The sequence below is a fragment of the Parabacteroides leei genome, assembly GCF_023369805.1.
Lineage (GTDB): Bacteria > Bacteroidota > Bacteroidia > Bacteroidales > Tannerellaceae > Parabacteroides > Parabacteroides leei.
This window is the reverse complement of the sequence record NZ_JAMBQG010000023.1, coordinates 47,318-65,921: the sequence shown is the minus strand read 5'-3', so window position 1 is coordinate 65,921 and position 18,604 is coordinate 47,318. Positions and strand designations below refer to the sequence as shown.

The window sequence follows — 18,604 nt, the reverse complement described above, 5'->3', positions numbered from 1 at the left end:
GAGCAATAGATCCAGTTTAATATATATATACCCGATTAAACCTAAACCTTAAACTCGTTATTTACTTGTTTCACTTTTGATACTTTCAGGATTGTAATGATAGCCTGCGTCATCTTTTGTAATAATGGATTTCTCTGATAGAAGCTTCAGTAATTCTTTCGTGGCATTAGTCCCTTTCTTATAGCCTTTTTGCGCATAGAACTCATTTAGAGCTTTTACCATATCTACGTATTTTTCAGGAGTACGTTGACTGAATAGCTCATCTAAAACTTCTTTGTGGACATTCTCAGGCAATGACGTGAGAGGCTGATCTTTTGGCTTATACACCGTGACGTGGTAGTCCTCTTCCAAAACCGGCAGTGCATTGCTATCAATGTGAAAGGCAAATGGATAGAACTCCTTGTCTCGCATGTGCATCGGGCGAACTTCACTGATGTCGGTATTCTGTTTATCCTTACTGACTATTAAGACCGTTTCGGCTTTGTTTTCAAGTTCTGTACCGATATGACCACGTGTATTGCTGTCGTTCTTATTGAGGTGGAGTACACAATGGATATGCAGGTCGTAATTGCTAGTCCAGGACATGAGCATGGTCATTACATCGGTTGCCTCCTTGGCATTGTTGATGTCGTACATCAAATCTCTCAATCCATCTATGATAACCAATCCGTATCCCTCGCTTTTTCTGAGTGCATAATCAATTAGGCTGATGCGAAGACTGGGTGTGTATTCTCTCAGACCAACAAAAGTGATATTCTCTGTATCTGTATTGGTTGGGAGTCCTGCCAGTTTGAGGATTCGTTCATGGACATTCCGACAATGATACCGACTTTGTTCAGTGTCGAAGTAGTATATTTTTCGTTTTCCTAGTGGCATACAAGCACGGTAGTTTAGTACCGTACCATTTATCAGAGCAGCTGCAACCATAGCCGACACGTTGAATGTCTTCTTGCTTTTGGCCTTACCGGTTGAAGCACTGAAATTACCAAAGGTGGCAATTGTGCAATCTCCAACCCAAAGAATCTGTGGTGGCTTCTCTACTTTTTCAGAGACTTTTATCATTCCTTTATTCAAGTAATGTTCTAGCTGCTCATCGGAAAAATCACTATTGAAAAGCAACAGCATTTCCTGGACGTTGGTCTGCACCTCTTGATTATCTGGGTTCTTATTTGTCTTTCTTCTTGCCATCTTTTTGTTTTGAATGTTTTTGAGTCGTCTTGCTGTTTGATGAAATACGTATGGTTGATTTTTCAAGCAACTCCTGTAGTTGGTCATCAGTTAGCATATAGTCTTTACTCTTTTTGTTATACTTCATTGGATTGGCTATTCTGAGTTATTACCGGATAATGGTCTTGACGCATCCATTCATCCAATTCTTTCTTGGCGAAGTACACCATCTTTCCTTGTGGCTTGTAATATGGAATCTTTGATTTACTAGTGAGCTTATATAGTTGCGAAAGAGAAATGCCGATATAGTTGGCTGCCTCCTGAGAGGTAAGCGTATCTTTGGCTGCATAGAGCATATTTTCAATCTTCAAGAGACGCTTATTGATTTCGCTGGCTTCAAGTGTGTTCAGCTCACTAATAGCCATCTCTAATTCATCCATTCTCTTGCAGAGTATCTTTTGATTTATTCTTTGCTTCTCCATTTTTGATTCTTTTTTTAGTTGACACTAGGTGCTTGTACCACCAATTCTGAATCGATTCGGCGGCAAAGTTACGGTCAATGTTTCGAGTGTAAAGAACAAGCAACCATACCTCCCAAGATGTATGATGAGAAGTATGGTTTTTTGTTTTCGCTTGTTTGACTATTCTTCTTTTTACTTCAGTTGTTTGACGAATTCTTCAAAAGGGAGATATTTTACTCCATGTGAACTTTTGAAGGAGGATAGTGCATTTTTCAGATTCTCACGGCTAAGTGGTTTACCAGTAGATTTAGAACAAATCATTTGTCGGTCTGCTATAACTTTTTGCCAGGGATAAACCAAAAATTGTTCATCTCTCAGATAATTAAGGAAACAGGCAACCAAACCATTGTGGTTGGCGGTTAGAGGTGTTTCCAAAGTACCAGCAAACAGTGCTTTGAATTCTTCTTTGCTAACCTCTTTTTTGAATAGTTTTTGCTCTTTGGCAAAGTCTGTAATGAGGGTTATCTGTTGATCTGTAAAGTAGCCCAACACTTGTGGCTTTGATGGGGAAGGAGAATCTTCAGGCTCTTGAGTATTGAATAGATGAAGCATTAGCTCACAGTCTTCCTGAGTGAATTGGTCTTGGGTAAAGAATTCTTTCACCAAGTCCAAACGCTCAGTCAATAGTTCATAAATGGCACTGATGTTTTTGATGTGGAGTTGCGCTTCTGCTTCGCTTTCAATCTCAATGTAGGAATGGCGATAGGCAAAATCATTGGCAAAGCGACGATGGAGTTTGCCTTCCTGCAATACCTCTTGTTGATACACTTTGTAGGCTTCCTCAAGGAGAGCATACATTTCATTTTTCACTAGAGGTCTCTTTGCATTCTTTTTCTGTTCGCTACTGGATGTGAACAAAAAGAGAGAGACCGAATCGATTGTAGTTTCGGTTCATAACTTAACATTTTGTTAAAAATTTGACATAAAAAAAGCCCAAGATGGAGCCTTTTTGCGGATTTCAAGATGGGCTGATGCTGAGTTTCAATTTAGTTATGTTACTAAATGGCTTACAGCAAACATTTTGCAAAGATAATGCCAAAGTGTGCAACCAATCTGCACTGTTACATAGAATTTTTATAATTTTGGCCTAAGTACATGACAAAATTTTGAATATATCAAACCTCTCTTTATACCAAGGATTTAGCAAAACGTTTGCAATCTCCTCTAAACCATACTTGAAGATGCTTTTTGCTTTCCTTCCATGCTTTAGTATTCGTATAGGTTTTATCATCAGATTTTTGTATATTCCCACCAGATAAGCCCATGCAAATGCTATGATCATTACGGCAAATAGTCTTTCAAATCTATCTAAGTGGGTCAGATGCGTATCTTCAATATTGAACCCACTGGACTTCATCGCCCTGAAACAGGTCTCAATTTGCCACCTTTTTTATAAGAATCGAGTGCTTTTTCCGGCTTGTTGTACGACACAATAATCTGTAATTCGGGCTTTCCCTCTTGATTCTTTAATCTAGCTCCACTAAGATAACACAGCTGATTGTTTACGTAATAGATACGTGGCAGAACCATACCTTGCTTTAATTGCAAGCGGCTGAAGACCCAAAAAGCCTTGAATTGCTTGCCTGTGCGAGGATCCTTCACCCAAAAGTTTTCCCGTATACGCAAGTGATAAGGGATTCCTTTCTTGTTTAAATACTCCAGCCACTTCTCTCCTACGAACTCTCGGTCGCCTACCAGAGACTCAATAGAGGATTTACCAAAAAGCCTAATAAACCGCTCGATAATCTCTATCCGTTCTGCGGTATTAGAGTTTCCCCGTTTGGGTAGCAAACGGAAGAGGATGGGAAAGGCTACACCTTCATAAGTGATGCCCAGTACCAGCGCATTAATATCAGTAGTACCAAACTGCCAATTGGTTCTATCCATGGAAAGGGTATATGGACCTTTATGAGGAAGCAATGCCATAATCAAGCGGGCAATTATATCAAAGTCTAGCACATAAGAAGACATGAATCGTTGTATTCTACGCATACAGGACAGAGCCTCAGAACCACTATCAAAAGCAGTTGAGAGCCGATAGAAGCTCACTGTTTGCACCTTACATAAAGCCAGAATCATTAGCGAGATAAACTTTATTCGAGCCAAATTCATACTTTCCCCGAAAATCACATTCAACTTGTCAAATAAATCACTATGTTTGTAGTGAACCTTAGGATTAGTCATCATAGAAAAAGCCGTCAAACTTTTCTTTAAAAATACTAATTTCTAAGGTTTTATGCAAGAAAATAGATGGTAATTATATAACAATCAGCTGATTATACTTTTTGTCATATACTGAAAATTTTGGCTATTTTGGATGATTTAGATGGAATTTGTAATCTCCACATTCAGGAATATCGATGTCAATAATACAATTACCCCTTTGACGAAGATTTCGGCGTATGGTCTCTATTTCTAGATCTTTAAGTTCTATTGGGAAGCACACTTTTATGAATGTGGCACACTTGTTTCCATTCCAACCCAGTCGTTTCCCTACATTCCAAATCATGTGCCTTAAATCTAATGTGGATAGCCTACCATCTGTAATTACAGGAAGTAATATATAGCCTTTGGTATTGTCCCACTTATCTATGTTCTGGATCAATTTTTCCATTTCATTCTCTTGAATGTAGGGGCAAAGACATGTTCTCAGATAATCTCCAATGGCATTTTTGGTCTCTTGGATGATTTCTTCTCTCTCTTTTTCTTTGGTTTGCAGTACTTCTTGATAATTGAAAGTTTCATGAATAACTTTTTCTGCAACTGATTCTCTTCTCTTACTGATTCTAATGGTATAGAAACAGAGAAGAACTCCAATCATAAGAGCGATGAACAGACACTCGTTTTTGTATGATGAGAACAGAATACTTGTTTTCTGATAATACCATTGAGTAATATGATTGTCTCCAAAGAATAGAGGCAGTATGAGAATGACAAACACACTTACGAAGTTTGTAAGGATGGTATAAAAGAATTTCTCTCTAAACTTATTAGTCATAAATACTTTGAATTATTATTTATTTTCGACTGCAAAGTTAGAGAGAAAACTCTTAATTAGTAATAGTTAGACTGACTGATACACAATATCTTAACTATCTTTACAAAACACCAAAAGTGATATTTTGCTGTTGTTTTTATTTCTTTTATCTGATTGTTTTTTCACTTGTTTGGCTCTTGTTTTCCATTGTCGGTAACGTGATAGACACTAATAGAAATTACTACTAAACACTTGTTAACATTACTTCTTGCGTAATAGCTTACTTCTATCAGTCGGTGTATTCTTTCCGGCACGTTTAGATAATGCTGCGTTCATTTCTTCGGGTGTCAATGGTACTTCAGTTGTTCGTCCGGATTCTGCCCACTTAATCAGCTCATCTTTAAAAAAAATATAGCTTTTACCTTTCTTCGTGGCTGGAATCGAGCGGTTCTGTAGGTGATAATACATTGTCCCTTTCTTCATCTTCAGGAATTCACAAGCTTCATCAATATTCATAGGAATGTGTTCTGAAGCACGAGATGGACTCTTCTTGATGTCTTCATACAGTCTGTTGAAACTAAGCTCCAATCCTGAAATCTTATCCAATAATTGTGCTACAACTTTGGGCAAGTCATTAAATGTTATTTCTTCTGTTGTCATACTTGTAATATTTTTGAATTACTGGTGCAAAGGTCAGCTATGATTCAATGCTGACCTTCAATTACTCTAGTAAGTGAACCGTAAGCATCAGTAATTGGGGTCATTATTCATTTTCATTTGTATCTTCTTCCTTCAACTTAATTTTGTTGGCAGCTTCTCTCGTTTTGGGCGAAGCATGCGCTACATAAATCTGGGTAGTAGAGACGTTCTTGTGTGCCAACAAATGCTGAACGGTATAGATGTCAGTACCTAATTCCATTTGCAATGAGGCGTAGGTGTGCCGAAAACAATGAAATGTGATGTGTTTTTTTATACCCGAATCCTTTAGCCATCTCCTCATTTCATTATTGCTCATTTCTTTTGTGAATCCAGCAAATACAGGTTTGTCTGTCTCTGGTTGAATCAGTTCATAGGCTTCATTACTGATTGGAACAACAGTTTGTACCTTGGTCTTCTGACAAATGAAATCCAAATAACGACCGCCATCCGCATATTTGCGGACATTCTCCCATGTTAAGTTGATAATATCGCTTCGGCGAAGTCCGGTCAAGCATGAAAAAATTACAGCTTTCTTCATGACCTCAATAGAACAGGGCGTATTATGAAGGCTTCTTAATTCTTCAAGTGTCAAGCTTTCCTTTACAGTTGGAACCCACTTGATATAATCAAGGTAGTCCACAATCTTTTCTTTGATTCGTCTCTCACGATAAGCCAGATTGAGAATATTTCTGAAAATAATCCAATAGTCGGCAGCAGAATTTCTATTTAGCGGTTTTCCCGTTGAGAGACTTTTCGCTTTCATCAGATAATCCATGAATTTGCGGCAGAACTCAACGTCTAACTCTTCAAAGGAACATTCGCCATGGCAGAATGCACTGAAGTGCTTGACGGAAGATAACCATTTGTTGTGCTTGGTTCTGCTTACTTCTTCAAAATAATCCAAGAAACTCTCCTTAGTTTTGTTATTACTAAAGAAATCATATTTCTCATTGATTATCTCAGAATAGACATTGCATCTGATTGCTTCTGCCTTTTCAATCATTAAGGCGTTATACTCCTTTTCTCTGGGCGTTTTAGGCTCTGAGTAGATGTATATACCTAATGAACGACGACGTATAAGTTCCATCGTTTTAGGGTCTCTGTAGCCTGGATAGAATTCCAGAAACAGAGAATGCGTGCCATTGCGCCTGGCTCGACTTCTTAGTGTAACTGTCTTACATTGCTGCATTTTATATTTGTTTTTGAATTATTGTTTTCTGGTGCAAAAGTCTTAAATGCTCCTATGCTGACCTACCATTCACTTTTATCATTCCTGGTTAATCGTCAGTAATTGGCAGTAATTCGCTGTTTTGAGCTCTTTCAGCCATATATTCATCTATTTCTGTCTTTAGAAGATAGACTTGTTGCCCGCACTTTACTTTGGTAACTTTCTTTTTATTAGAGTAGTAAAATACCATGTCCTTGGTCAATTCATACTTGTCCATGACTTCTTGAACAGAGTAGTAATTTTCTTTGCCATTAAAGACCAGATGTTTGACTTTGTCTATATGTTCCTTTGAGTAGAATATTTTGCCATATTCAGCCTTGGTCGGAATTTTATGACGATGGGTAAATGAACGGCGGGCTACGGGGGTCATGTTATATTGCTTTTCCATTTCCTCTGGAGTAATCCATTCTTTGACACCATCATTAATTTGTGAGGAGCCAAACAAAGCCAATACACTTGGTATCTCAAAGAAGTTGAATCCTTTCAGTGATATTTTGGGTATTCTTGCCTCTCTCGTCAGTTTTTGAACATGCCTGATATTGATAGAGTACTTCTTGCTTATTTCCTCTGTCGAAAAATAGCCATCAGGAGTTTCAGGAGCTTCAACATTACCAGTCTTATTCTTTATTACCACTTTTGGATGAGAATTATTGGCAAAATTGAATTTACCAGTCTTCTCGTCTCGCTCAATGTCGCCAAACTTTCCTTTTATTATTTGTTCATCAAACTCCGATCTGAAAATCATAGTGAACTTACCGCGCTTTTCTGTCTTTATTTTCTCTTGACGTATTTGATAGCTGATTTGATCCACAGACAAACCATACTTTTCTATTATTTCATCATAAGTGTACCAGTTTGTATCGATATCATTGCCTCTGCGTTTATAATTGTCAATATGGACTTTTGAATAGTAGACTAAACGGCCACGAGTTATTCTTGGAATCTTATTTCGATAAACAAAGGTCAGCACATTCTGTTTTGACATGCATAGTTTCTCCATTAGTTGCTCGGTCGTATAATAGTTGGCCAAGTCAATTTCTTCTATCAACTCGGCAAAATGAGCATCGACATGTACTTTTTTGAAGAAAACGTTTCTGCCATCATAAACCTTGGGAATGCTGTATCGTTCGCAACGAGACAATATAGCTTTTTTCCCTATATGATACTTTTCACTGATGTCTCGGATTGTATAGTACTCACTATCTTCCTTTTTCTTACTGAATGCGATCCTTTTTTTATACTCAGACGCATTATCAAAGGTCTTCTCAATGTCGGATTTTCGGATGATAGTAAGCCCCTTAAATTGCACTGCTTTTATAACTCCAGCGAGTGCATACCTATATATGGTAGCACGACTCACTCCAAGCAGTTTTGCTGCTTGAATTGGGCTAAGATATTCCGCATTAGGGATAGAATACTCAGTTGACGACTCCAAGTCATTTTGGAGCTCTTGATATTCTTGCTGAATACTTTTCTTCTTACGTACCCTTGTTGCCTTTGCGTTGCACGCTTTGGAACAGTACAGCGTTGCCATTCGGTGCGCAATGAACTGATTTCCGCAGCATTTACAGTGCTTTATTATTTCCATCGAGGTATCTGTTTAAGTCTACACTTTTGTCTCATAGCGTCTCATAGCGTCTCACAGCGTCTCACGCTTGTGCCGTGAATTACAAATGGCGCATAGTTGTGATTCTCACAGCGTCTCACTTGTTCCTTCTATCACAATTTTCTCTTAGCTGTTGCTCGAATTTGAGCGAGAGGAATGAAACTTGGGCCAAAAATAAGCTGAAACTTTTGTTCCAACAAATACCAATTACGAAGTGTTAAAAAAATAACCCACTCATTATGAGCAGGTTATTCGCAGTTATTTTAAAATGTTTTAAGTTGTTGGATATGAGCTACTTGCCGATGCAAAATTTCCCAAAGATATTCCCCAATATCTCATCATTACTGATCTGCCCTGTAATTTCTCCTAGATAATGCATGCATTCCCTGATATCCTGGCTCAGGAAATCCCCTGAAATGTTCATCTCCAGTCCATTAATTACACGGAGTATAGCTTCATGGGCTTTTGTCAGGGACTCGTAATGGCGGACGTTTGTGACGATGACATCGTTCTGTGAGACTTCCGGCAGGGCTGCAGCCTGGATAAGATACTGTTTGAGTATTTCTGTATTTGCTTGCTGTTTGGCTGAAATATATAATCGGTCAGCAGGAACTTTGCCAAGCAACTCTTGCTTGATAGCTAGTTCTTCCGGTGAGAGTAAGTCGGATTTGTTGAATACAAGAATCACTTTTTTACCTTCAGCCTGCGGAAGGATCGTTTGTGCCAGTTCTTCTATTTGTTTGGCTGGAGTGTTTAGGTCGATCACCCAAAGGACGATAGAAGCCTGGCGGAGTTTCTGGAAAGTACGTTCAATACCCAGGCTTTCGATGGTGTCGTTGGTTTCGCGGATACCGGCCGTGTCGATAAAACGGAAGGTGATGCCTGATAGGTTGATCGTGTCTTCTATCACATCGCGGGTGGTTCCGTGTATGTCGGAAACGATGGCACGCTCTTCACCGACCAACAGGTTGAGTAAAGTGGACTTACCGGCATTCGTTTCGCCGATGATGGCGACAGGGATACCGTTTTTAATGGCATTACCCACACTGAATGAATCGGCCAGTTTGTGTATCAATTGTTCGATGTTTGTTGCCAGCTGCTTTAGATTGGTACGGTCGGCAAACTCGATATCTTCTTCGCTGAAATCGAGTTCCAGTTCGATCAAAGAGGTGAAATCGAGTAGTTGGCTGCGTAGTTTTGTCAATTCATTACTGAAGCCTCCACGCATCTGATTAATAGCCAGTTTGTGCATTCCGGCAGATGTGGAAGCAATCAGGTCGGCTACAGCTTCGGCCTGGCTCAGATCCATCTTCCCATTTAGGAAAGCACGTTGTGTATATTCGCCGGGAAGAGCAGAACGACAACCCTTTTCGATCAGTAACTGGAGGATTTGCTGCTGGATATAAACCGAACCGTGGCAAGTGATCTCGACGGTATCTTCTCCTGTAAACGAATGAGGGGCGCGGAAGAGGGCGACAAGTACATCGTCGATCAACTCTTCCCCGCGACGGATACTACCGTAGCGTAAGGTGTAAGCTTTCTGGCTCTGAAGATTCTTTCCTTCGATTTTAGGAGCGAAGATAGTGTCACAAATTCTTATGGCGTCAGTGCCGGATACACGAATCACAGCTACTCCTCCGGCTCCGGGGGCTGTCGATACGGCACAGATAGTATCCTGATTGATCATAAAATTATATATCCTTATACGGTTATTAGTTCATATTCCTGAGTCCCGATTCCAACTTTTTCAGCATGTTCCAGTCCGGCTTGCCAGTTGGTTTCCGGGTGCATGATATGGAATTTGTCACAACCTTCCAAATGATCATGATGAGGTGTTTCTGAAAGACGGTTACCTGTTTCAAGGATCGGGGCTTTGATGACTATATCGGCACAAGCCTTGTCCAAAGCAACCGGATCGAATGAAGCTGCAATACCCAGGTCTGGGACGATAGCCGCATCATTATGATTCCAACAGTCACATTCGGGAGATACATTCATAATGAAACTGATATGGAAATGAGGCTTATCCTGCAATACGGCTTGTGTGTATTCTGCTATTTTACAATTTAAGTTTACCGAAGTATCCCATGAACCGAGTACGGCACCGTCATATTGGCAAAGAGCTACACATTGTCCGCAACCGACACATTTGTCATAATCGATTACTGCTTTCCTGTTTTCATCCAGGCGGATGGCTTCGTGGCGGCAATGTTTTACACAGATATTGCAACCTTTACACTTTTCCAGATCGATACGTGGTTGGGAGGCTCCGTGCAGTTCCAACTTACCGGCAACACTGGCACATCCCATTCCTAGGTTCTTCAGTGCACCTCCAAATCCGGTCTGTTCATGTCCCTTGAAGTGATTCATACTGATAATGATATCAGCGTCGGCAATAGCCGATCCGATCTTAGGAGCTTTGCAATATTCACCGTTTATTTCTATTTCACGGCATTCCGTTCCTTTCAGTCCATCTGCGATGATCACGTCACATTTGGCAGAAATAGGGTTGAAACCGTTTTCCATTGCACTTTCCAAGTGGTCGACTGCATTGGAACGACGTCCTGAATACAGTGTATTACAATCGGTAAGGAAAGGTTTTGCTCCCAATGAACGGAGCAAGGTTGCCATGCGGGCAGCATAATTAGGGCGAATATAAGCCAGGTTGCCCGGTTCCCCGAAATGGATTTTTATGGCTACGAACTGGTTCTTAAAATCAATATTTGCAATGCCGGCACGTTTTACAAGCCGTTCCATCTTATCCAGCAGGTTACTGGAGGGAGTCGTACGAAGATTCGTAAAATAAACTTTCGATTTGTCCATTCTCTTATTGGTTTTATCATGCAAATGTACATGATTATATCCATTCAACGAGTCCTTGAAAACATTATGTTTAAAAAAAATGTTTTTTATAAAGAACATTTTCTTACTATATCCGGTCTTCCTTTTTGACATAATGTATTACATTTGTAACAAATAGTTTAGTTTATGGACATATACCAATTAAACCATCAGCAATTACTGAAGGGGATAAGATGCAATTTTCAGCGATATCTTTATAAGCAGATACAGTGGGATGATCGTCTGATTGGAATTTTTGGCTCACAGGGAGTAGGGAAAACAACATTATTGCTGCAACGGATCAAGCTGGCTTTCGATAATTCGGATAAAGCATTGTACCTAAATCTGGACAGTATTCTTTTTCAACGGGAAAAGATGATCAATGTTGCCACTCAGTTTTATAAGGCTGGGGGAACTCATCTTTTCATGGATAGCGTGCACCGTTATCCGAACTGGATCAGTGAGATGAAAAAACTGTTGGAGCGCTGTCCGGGGCTGCATATCGTGTTCGCATCGTCTTCTTTGCTTCCGATGTCGAAAGTAACGAAAGGGTTAAAAGGAACTTCCTGCTATACGCTAAATACCATGTCATTTCGGGAATATCTTTCTTATGAGTGCCTTCTGGATCTTGCTCCTCTATCTTTGGATGATTTATTGGAGAACCATGCCGAGGTTTCAAGGAATGTGAATGACCAGATAGTTGTTGCACCTGTGTTCCGTAATTATCTGGAACATGGTTGTTATCCATTTTATTGGGATGATCCTGATGCTTATCCATTTCGTTTACAGGATCGTATAAGGGATGCGATTGAAATAGATTTGCCGGCTGTCTATCCAACTGAATATGGGGAATTGAAGGTGATCAAAGAAATGATGATGTCGATATCCGACCAGGTACCCGATGTTCCGCCTTTAGTGGAAATTGCAGCTAAAATGAAGTTAGATGATGCAGTGGTGAAGAGATATTTTAATTATTTGAGAGATGCAGTATGCATACGGCATTATCAGTCAATGGAAGGGCTTATACAAAATCGAATTCAGAAAACTTATCCGGGTAATACGAATTTATTGATAGCTCTGGATGAAAGTCTGAATGATCGTGTGATCCTGGGTGAAACTTTCTTTGTCGACCAGTTATCGAATTTTGCATCCATCCGTTTGCTTAATAATAATGATTTTGTTGTAAATGATAAATATACGTTCATGGTGGGCGATCCTTTAATGGATTACGAACGGATCAGAGAGGCAGAAAATACCTTTGCTGCTATTTACGGCCAACCTAAAAGTCAGAACAACAAGCTACCCATCTGGTTACTGGGTTTGTGTTATTGATTGATACGTTATAAAAAAATAGATATGATAGATATAATGAAGAACAGGAGGACTATCCGTAAATATACAGATCAGGATATCCCCGAAGAGCTGTTGAATGAACTGCTGGAAGTGGCCGCTCGTGCCTCCAATACCGGAAATATGCAGTTATATAGTGTGGTTGTTACCCGCGATAAAGCAAATAAAGAAAAACTGTCTCCGGCTCACTTCAATCAGCCGATGATTACGACAGCTCCGGTAGTACTGACCTTTTGTGCGGATGCCAATCGTTTTGTGAAATGGGCTGAACAGCGTAATGCTGAAGCGGGTTTTGACAACCTGCAAACTTTTATTGCGGCTACAATCGATGCGATGTTGTTTGCCCAGACTTTCTGTAATGCAGCAGAGGAAAAAGGTTTAGGCATCTGTTATTTAGGAACGACGGCTTATAATGCAGATAAAATTATTGAAGCTCTGTCATTACCTCGTCTGGTTATTCCTCTTGTAACTGTGACTGTTGGTTATCCGGTTCAACCGCTACCGGAACAGGTAGAGCGTTTACCCCTGACTGCTGTTGTTCACCAGGAAGCATATGTTGACTATACACCAGCTTCTATTAATGAATTATACAGTGAGAAGGAAGCGCTTGAAGTTAATAAGCAGTTTGTAAAAGAGAATAACAAAGAAACACTGGCACAGGTATTTACCGATATTCGATATACGAAGAAGAACAATGAATATTTTTCGGAAGTCCTGCTCAAAGTCCTGAAAGATCAAGGATTCATGAAGTAATTCATCCCTTAATATAAAGAAAACCTCTTGCTTACGAACGCTTCGAAAAGCAAGAGGTTTTTTTATAAATTGTTGCTATTCAGTATTTCTACCTCATGATGCATGAAAAGTCCGCTTTCTATCACACCAGTGATAGATTTGATCGCATTTTCCAGGTTGTCCGGGATATTATCGAAGCGGACATCGAGTATCAGATTGCCATTTTCTGTGATGACCGGGCCGTCTTTGCCTTGTGCCATCCGGAGTTTTATTTCTACCGGGCTTAACGATCGTAATGCCTGATCTACATGGACCAACGCATCCGGAAATATCTCTACCGGTACCGGAAAACGGGAGCCTAATTTTGAAACCATCTTGGAGGAGTCTGCAATAATAAATGTCCGCGGACTGGAACAGATCAGTAGTTTTTCTTTGAACATGGCACCACCGCGTCCCTTTATCATATTGTGGTTGGAGTCTATTTCGTCTGCACCGTCAAAAGTCCAGTTCGGTCTGTATTCAAGGAGGCTGGTCAAAGGTATTCCGAGTTTGGCGCAGGCCATTTTTATCTCCTGAGAAGTCGGGATTGCTCGGATATGGAGTTGTTCGCTCCGTATGCGTTCGGCAATCTTCAACAGAGCCAGGTAAGCTGTCGAACCTGAGCCTATGCCGATAATATCATTGTCGGTTACCATAGAGGCTATCTTATCGGCAACCTTTTCTTTTTCTTCCCGGTTGGAAATCTCTTTACCCCATTCCACCGCGTCTATGATTGTTTTCTCCTGTTTCATGATATGTGGTCAAATACGTTCCAATACAGTTTCTATCAGTCCGGTCAATGAGCCTTTGTAGTTAGTATTCATATTCTTGTCTACACGACCTGCGATGATACAGCAAACAGTCATTGCCCGGTGTCCCATTAATGCGGCAAGGCCGGCAAGAGAAGAACTTTCCATTTCGAAATTAGTGATTTGTTGTCCGTTGTAATTGAAAGCTTCAATCTTTTCATTCAACTTCGGATCGGCAAGCGGCAGACGCAACTCACGCCCCTGCGGGCCGTAAAAACCATTGGCAGCAATAGTTATGCCACGAATGATATCATTACCGGTGATTTGCTTTATCAGAGAAGGATCGGCAGAAACAACATAAGGAGAGAGGTTGGGTAATTGCCAGTCCAGTTGTTTTATCAATTCGGTTTCAAACCCGGAGTCTCTGACACGTTCTGTATCTCCATAAAAATAAATGACTCCATCGAAACCGATCGATTTCTCGGCAGCAACGTAAGTGCCGACCGGCACAAACGGTTGAAGTCCGCCGGATGTACCGACCCGGACCAAGGTCAGTTGTTTAAACTCCGGCTTTGCCGTGCGTGTTGCAAAGTCAATATTAGCCAGAGCATCCAGTTCATTCAGTACGATATCGATGTTATCTGTACCGATCCCATGCGAAACAACGGTGATACGTTTCCCTTTATATGTTCCTGTAATAGAGTGGAATTCCCGACTGGAAACTTCGCACTCTTGCGTATCGAAGTAAGATGCAACGGTTGAAACCCTGTCTGGGTCACCAACCAGGACAACTCTGTCTGCCAGCTGTTCCGGTTTGAGATGCAGATGGAAAGCGCTTCCATCTGCATTTATGATTAATTCGGATTCGGGAATTACTCTCATATTCTAAATCAGTCTTTAAGCGGTTTAGATGGAGAATTTGCCGGTCTGGCTATCGATTCGCGCATAGAAGTATCCGCATCGATATTTTTCATCTTATAATAATCCATGATTCCCATATTACCGGAGCGGAATGCTTCAGCCATAGCCTTTGGCACTTCTGCTTCAGCTTCAATCACTTTTGCACGGGCTTCCTGTGCTTTCGCTTTCATTTCCTGTTCCAGGGCGACAGCCATTGCACGACGTTCCTCGGCTTTAGCCTGGGCGATATTTTTGTCGGCCTGAGCCTGGTCCATTTGCAGGAAGGCACCGATATTCTTACCTATATCGATATCCGCGATGTCGATGGACAGGATCTCGAAAGCCGTACCGGCATCCAGTCCTTTACGCAATACCAGTTTAGAGATAGAATCCGGATTTTCCAATACCGTTTTATGGCTTTCCGACGAACCGATGGATGATACGATACCTTCACCGACACGGGCCAGGATGGTTTCTTCACCGGCACCACCCACCAACTGTTTGATGTTGGCACGAACGGTAACACGTGCCTTTGCGATCAACTGGATACCATCTTTGGCAACAGCTGTCACAGGAGGCGTATCGATCACTTTCGGGTTAACCGACATCTGAACGGCTTCGAATACATCACGGCCGGCCAGGTCGATAGCAGTAGCCATCTGGAAAGGCAGGTCGATGTTTGCTTTAGAAGCAGACACCAGCGCATGAACCACTTTCTCAACATGTCCGCCAGCCAGATAATGCGCTTCCAATTCATCGCGGGTCAGGCTTTTAATACCAGCTTTATGTGCTTCGATCATGGCACGAGCTATGATGTAAGGAGGTACATTACGGATACGCATAAGGAACAGCTGTATCAATGAAATGTTTACACCCGAAACTTTAGCCGAGATCCACAGCAGGAACGGCACATAGTAAAAGAAAATTGCCAGCAGCAAGACCGCTGCACCCAGTAGGATAAAAGGCAAATAGTTCAATTCTTCCATATAAATATAATTAAGCGTGAATATCTGTTTGTTCTACTTTCTTAACCAAAACATTATAACCGTCGACACGGACAATTTCAACGGGAGTATTTTCGTTTATCAGTTCGTCCATTGACTTTGCTTCAACGGTAATACCTTTGAAACGGGCTTTCCCTATAGGAGCGAGACGGGAAAGTGTGATTCCTTCGTCACCGGGTTCGATGCCCAGGTCACGGCTGGAAGTCAGCTTCGAGTCGACGTTCGTATTCAGAGCCACCCTGTGAAACGACCGCGAACGCAATAACCATACAAATGCACTACCGAAAGTCACCAATGACAGGAATAAAGTGATGTGTCCCGCCATTTCGCTCACCGCGTAGGCATAAATAACACCGGCGGCGGCAAAAAGGAATCCTCCGATTCCAGCAATCGTTATACCTGGTAGCAGAAATATTTCCAGCAGGATAAGCACGATGGCTACAAGCATTAAAAAGACAATAATGGTTATTTCCCAGATCATGATAGTTGGGCTGAATTATCTGTTACTCTTTAAATAATTAATCTCCGTGTTACGGGCTTTCTTTTCCAATTCGTCAGGCTGGCTGAGCAGGTTGTTCAGTTGCTCTTCAGCCTCGAGAATTGTCGGTTTAAGCTGTTCTTTTTTTGCACTATTCCCGGAAGAATAAGATGCTCTAAGGTCAACCAGCTTTTCATTCAGTTCTTTTATCTGTTTGTTCAGCGAAACAACTTTTTCGTAGTAGCTTTTCGCTTCGGGACTTTTTATTTCATCTAGCTTATAATAAACCAGACTGTTGTTTATCACGAATTCGAAGTCTTTTTCGATTTTTGCTTCACCGTAAGGAATTTCTTTATGTGCCAGTTCAATCAGGCTGGTGTAATCGCTACCCGGTTTCCATGAATCCTGTATGGAAGTAATGGCGGCACGGGCACGTTTTACTTCTATGTCTTCGCTTTCTACCCGGCTGTGTTCGTTGTTCGGAATGAACAGGTAGACACAAACCTTATCTTCCGGCTGAAAACGGTCGGAGACGAACCATCCCAATTCCTTAGTCTCGTCGTAAACCATCATATAGTCGTTGAAGGGAGAATTGAAAGGCATACTTAGTTGTTCCGGAGCCAGATAAGTATCAGAGTTGATATTATAACGGGTAACGAACAGGTCATAACCGCCTAACGAACCGTTTCCTTTTGAAGCGTAATATACCGTTACACCATCAGACAGGACAAACGGATAGTTGTCGTCGCTCTTGCTGTTAATGTTCATCGGCAACTGTTTCTCATCCCCCCATTTATCCAATAGCTTGGATTGTGTAAAGAGACAATAATGGTCGTTGTCGGTTGCATGTGCATAATAAATTTTATCGCCCTTCTGATTCATATAGACTGTCGAAGCAACAGGTTCGTTTGTCTGGAAGAAATCTTTGAATGAAGTCAACGTACCGCTTTCTTCACTCAGGGTATAGGCGGTGAGGAAGTCTTCTTTATCGACTACAAGACTGTCGATTATCTGGACATCTTCTGTTTTCTCCATCATGCGGTGTGCATTTTCAGCCAATGATAGTTTGTCGTCGAAAGCCTGTGTATCCAACTTCTTTTTAGTCAGCAGTTCTATGTATTCTTCGAGCGTTTCGGCTGCTTCGTCGAAACGATAGGTTTGAAAGTAGACATCCGACAGGTAACGGTAAGCGTCCTGTACTTTACGTTTCACTGCCACTTTCAGGTGTTTTTCGGCACCGACCAGATCGCCTGTTTCAAAGCAGCAGACGCCATACCAATGGTTGTAGGATGAATTACTGGGGGCTTGTTTCACCAGCTTCTCAAATGCGGGTTTAGCTTCGGCATATTGCCCTTCGTTGTATAGTTTTTTTGCCTGGTCCAGGCTTTGAGCCTGCAGGCCGCTGCAAAGTAACGTAATTCCAATTGTGTAAAACAGTTTCTTAGATAACCGGCTCATTTTCTCTTGTTGTAATATAATTATACTGATTCAAAGATAATAATATTTTTAGTTAGGCATACAATTCATTGGATAAATATCTATTTTTGTGCCCGATTTAAAGATAATATGGCAAAGTTGACTGCAGAAGAGCTCCTGTTCAGGAAAGTAGAAGAGAAGGTGAAGAAGGCTATTTTCGAATATGACCTGATAGCCAACGGCGATCGTATCCTGATCGGATTGTCGGGCGGGAAGGATTCGCTTGCCTTGGTCGACCTGCTGGGACGTCGGTCTAAAATATACAATCCCCGCTTCGAAGTAGTGGTTGCCCATATTGTGATGACCAACATCCCTTATCATTCGGATATGGTGTATCTGAAGAGTTGTGCCGATGAGCATAACTTGCCGTTTTTCATCCACGAAACGAGTTTCGATGCTTCGACAGATACCCGTAAGTCGCCTTGTTTCCTTTGTTCCTGGACACGCAGGAAAGCATTGTTCGATATTGCTAAGAAGCATAGTTGCAACAAGATCGCGCTAGGGCATCACCAGGATGATATTATTGAAACGTTGCTGATGAACATGACGCATCAGGGAGCTATCGGAACGATGCCTCCGCGACTGAAAATGGATAAGTTCGATATGGAGATCATCCGACCGATGTGTCTGGTCGAAGAAAAGGATCTGATCCGTATCGCTGCCTGGAAAGGGTATCGGAAACAGATCAAGAACTGCCCCTACGAATCCGGCTCCAGCCGTTCGGAAATGAAAGAGGTGCTGGCCCGCCTGGAAGCGATCAACCCGGAGGCACGTTACAGTATCTGGAACAGCATGTCAAATATACAACCGGATTATCTTCCTCAAAAAAAGAAATAA

Annotated in this window: 18 protein-coding genes; 3 read left to right on the top strand and 15 right to left on the bottom strand. The window is 41.3% G+C overall.

Translation table 11 applies throughout. The features are described 5' to 3' along the window. Nucleotides 1-57: 57 nt before the first annotated feature. From M1P97_RS22855 to M1P97_RS22810, 10 genes are all read right to left on the bottom strand, one after another. Entirely contained in the window at nt 58-1,125 is a 1,068-nt protein-coding gene (locus M1P97_RS22855; RefSeq protein ID WP_074635746.1) for an AAA family ATPase, read from the bottom strand. 179 nt (nt 1,126-1,304) lie between these two features. Then, a complete protein-coding gene (locus M1P97_RS22850; RefSeq protein ID WP_074635694.1) occupies nt 1,305-1,649 on the bottom strand; it encodes a helix-turn-helix domain-containing protein in 345 nt (114 codons plus the stop codon). A 171-nt stretch (nt 1,650-1,820) separates the two neighbouring features. Continuing rightward, on the bottom strand, nt 1,821-2,498 hold the full coding sequence (locus tag M1P97_RS22845; RefSeq protein ID WP_143024753.1) for a hypothetical protein: 678 nt from the start codon (nt 2,496-2,498) through the stop codon (nt 1,821-1,823). A 543-nt stretch (nt 2,499-3,041) separates the two neighbouring features. Further along, entirely contained in the window at nt 3,042-3,575 is a 534-nt protein-coding gene (locus M1P97_RS22840; RefSeq protein ID WP_249390306.1) for a hypothetical protein, read from the bottom strand. A 421-nt stretch (nt 3,576-3,996) separates the two neighbouring features. After that, nucleotides 3,997-4,686 (bottom strand): hypothetical protein, encoded by a 690-nt coding sequence (locus tag M1P97_RS22835; protein WP_249390305.1) that lies wholly within the window; start codon nt 4,684-4,686, stop codon nt 3,997-3,999. Between the two features lie 240 nt (nt 4,687-4,926). Continuing rightward, nucleotides 4,927-5,325 (bottom strand): helix-turn-helix domain-containing protein, encoded by a 399-nt coding sequence (locus M1P97_RS22830; RefSeq protein ID WP_074635688.1) that lies wholly within the window; start codon nt 5,323-5,325, stop codon nt 4,927-4,929. A 103-nt stretch (nt 5,326-5,428) separates the two neighbouring features. Then, entirely contained in the window at nt 5,429-6,553 is a 1,125-nt protein-coding gene (locus M1P97_RS22825) for a tyrosine-type recombinase/integrase (RefSeq protein WP_249390304.1), read from the bottom strand. Between the two features lie 88 nt (nt 6,554-6,641). Beyond that, nucleotides 6,642-8,180: a helix-turn-helix domain-containing protein gene (locus M1P97_RS22820; protein WP_249390303.1), complete on the bottom strand. Its 1,539-nt coding sequence runs from the start codon at nt 8,178-8,180 to the stop codon at nt 6,642-6,644. A gap of 310 nt (nt 8,181-8,490) precedes the next feature. Further along, entirely contained in the window at nt 8,491-9,882 is a 1,392-nt protein-coding gene (mnmE, locus tag M1P97_RS22815; protein WP_249390323.1) for a tRNA uridine-5-carboxymethylaminomethyl(34) synthesis GTPase MnmE, read from the bottom strand. A 17-nt stretch (nt 9,883-9,899) separates the two neighbouring features. Then, nucleotides 9,900-11,021: a DUF362 domain-containing protein gene (locus tag M1P97_RS22810; protein WP_195374709.1), complete on the bottom strand. Its 1,122-nt coding sequence runs from the start codon at nt 11,019-11,021 to the stop codon at nt 9,900-9,902. 165 nt (nt 11,022-11,186) lie between these two features. Between M1P97_RS22810 and M1P97_RS22805 the strand changes: the two genes are divergently transcribed. Both M1P97_RS22805 and M1P97_RS22800 read left to right on the top strand, forming a co-directional pair. Continuing rightward, nucleotides 11,187-12,371, top strand: coding sequence for an AAA family ATPase (locus M1P97_RS22805; RefSeq protein WP_195374710.1), 1,185 nt, complete (start codon nt 11,187-11,189; stop codon nt 12,369-12,371). Between the two features lie 24 nt (nt 12,372-12,395). Continuing rightward, entirely contained in the window at nt 12,396-13,142 is a 747-nt protein-coding gene (locus tag M1P97_RS22800; protein ID WP_195374711.1) for a nitroreductase family protein, read from the top strand. 62 nt (nt 13,143-13,204) lie between these two features. Here M1P97_RS22800 and rpiA read toward each other — a convergent pair whose 3' ends face one another. The 5 genes from rpiA to M1P97_RS22775 are packed head-to-tail and all read right to left on the bottom strand — an operon-like array spanning nt 13,205 to nt 17,749. Continuing rightward, complete coding sequence (gene rpiA / locus M1P97_RS22795) at nt 13,205-13,912, bottom strand: ribose 5-phosphate isomerase A (protein ID WP_249390302.1); 708 nt, start codon at nt 13,910-13,912, stop codon at nt 13,205-13,207. A 9-nt stretch (nt 13,913-13,921) separates the two neighbouring features. Beyond that, entirely contained in the window at nt 13,922-14,791 is an 870-nt protein-coding gene (locus M1P97_RS22790) for a nucleoside phosphorylase (RefSeq protein WP_195374713.1), read from the bottom strand. Between the two features lie 8 nt (nt 14,792-14,799). Further along, the gene (gene floA, locus M1P97_RS22785; protein WP_195374714.1) at nt 14,800-15,795 is read right to left on the bottom strand and encodes a flotillin-like protein FloA; all 996 of its coding nucleotides are present in this window, start codon (nt 15,793-15,795) and stop codon (nt 14,800-14,802) included. 10 nt (nt 15,796-15,805) lie between these two features. Continuing rightward, complete coding sequence (locus tag M1P97_RS22780) at nt 15,806-16,294, bottom strand: NfeD family protein (RefSeq protein ID WP_195374715.1); 489 nt, start codon at nt 16,292-16,294, stop codon at nt 15,806-15,808. Between the two features lie 15 nt (nt 16,295-16,309). Beyond that, entirely contained in the window at nt 16,310-17,749 is a 1,440-nt protein-coding gene (locus M1P97_RS22775; protein ID WP_249390301.1) for a tetratricopeptide repeat protein, read from the bottom strand. A 108-nt stretch (nt 17,750-17,857) separates the two neighbouring features. Here M1P97_RS22775 and M1P97_RS22770 point away from each other — a divergent pair, with 108 nt between their 5' ends. After that, nucleotides 17,858-18,604, top strand: a complete 747-nt coding sequence (locus tag M1P97_RS22770) for a tRNA 2-thiocytidine biosynthesis TtcA family protein (protein WP_249390300.1) — start codon at nt 17,858-17,860, stop codon at nt 18,602-18,604.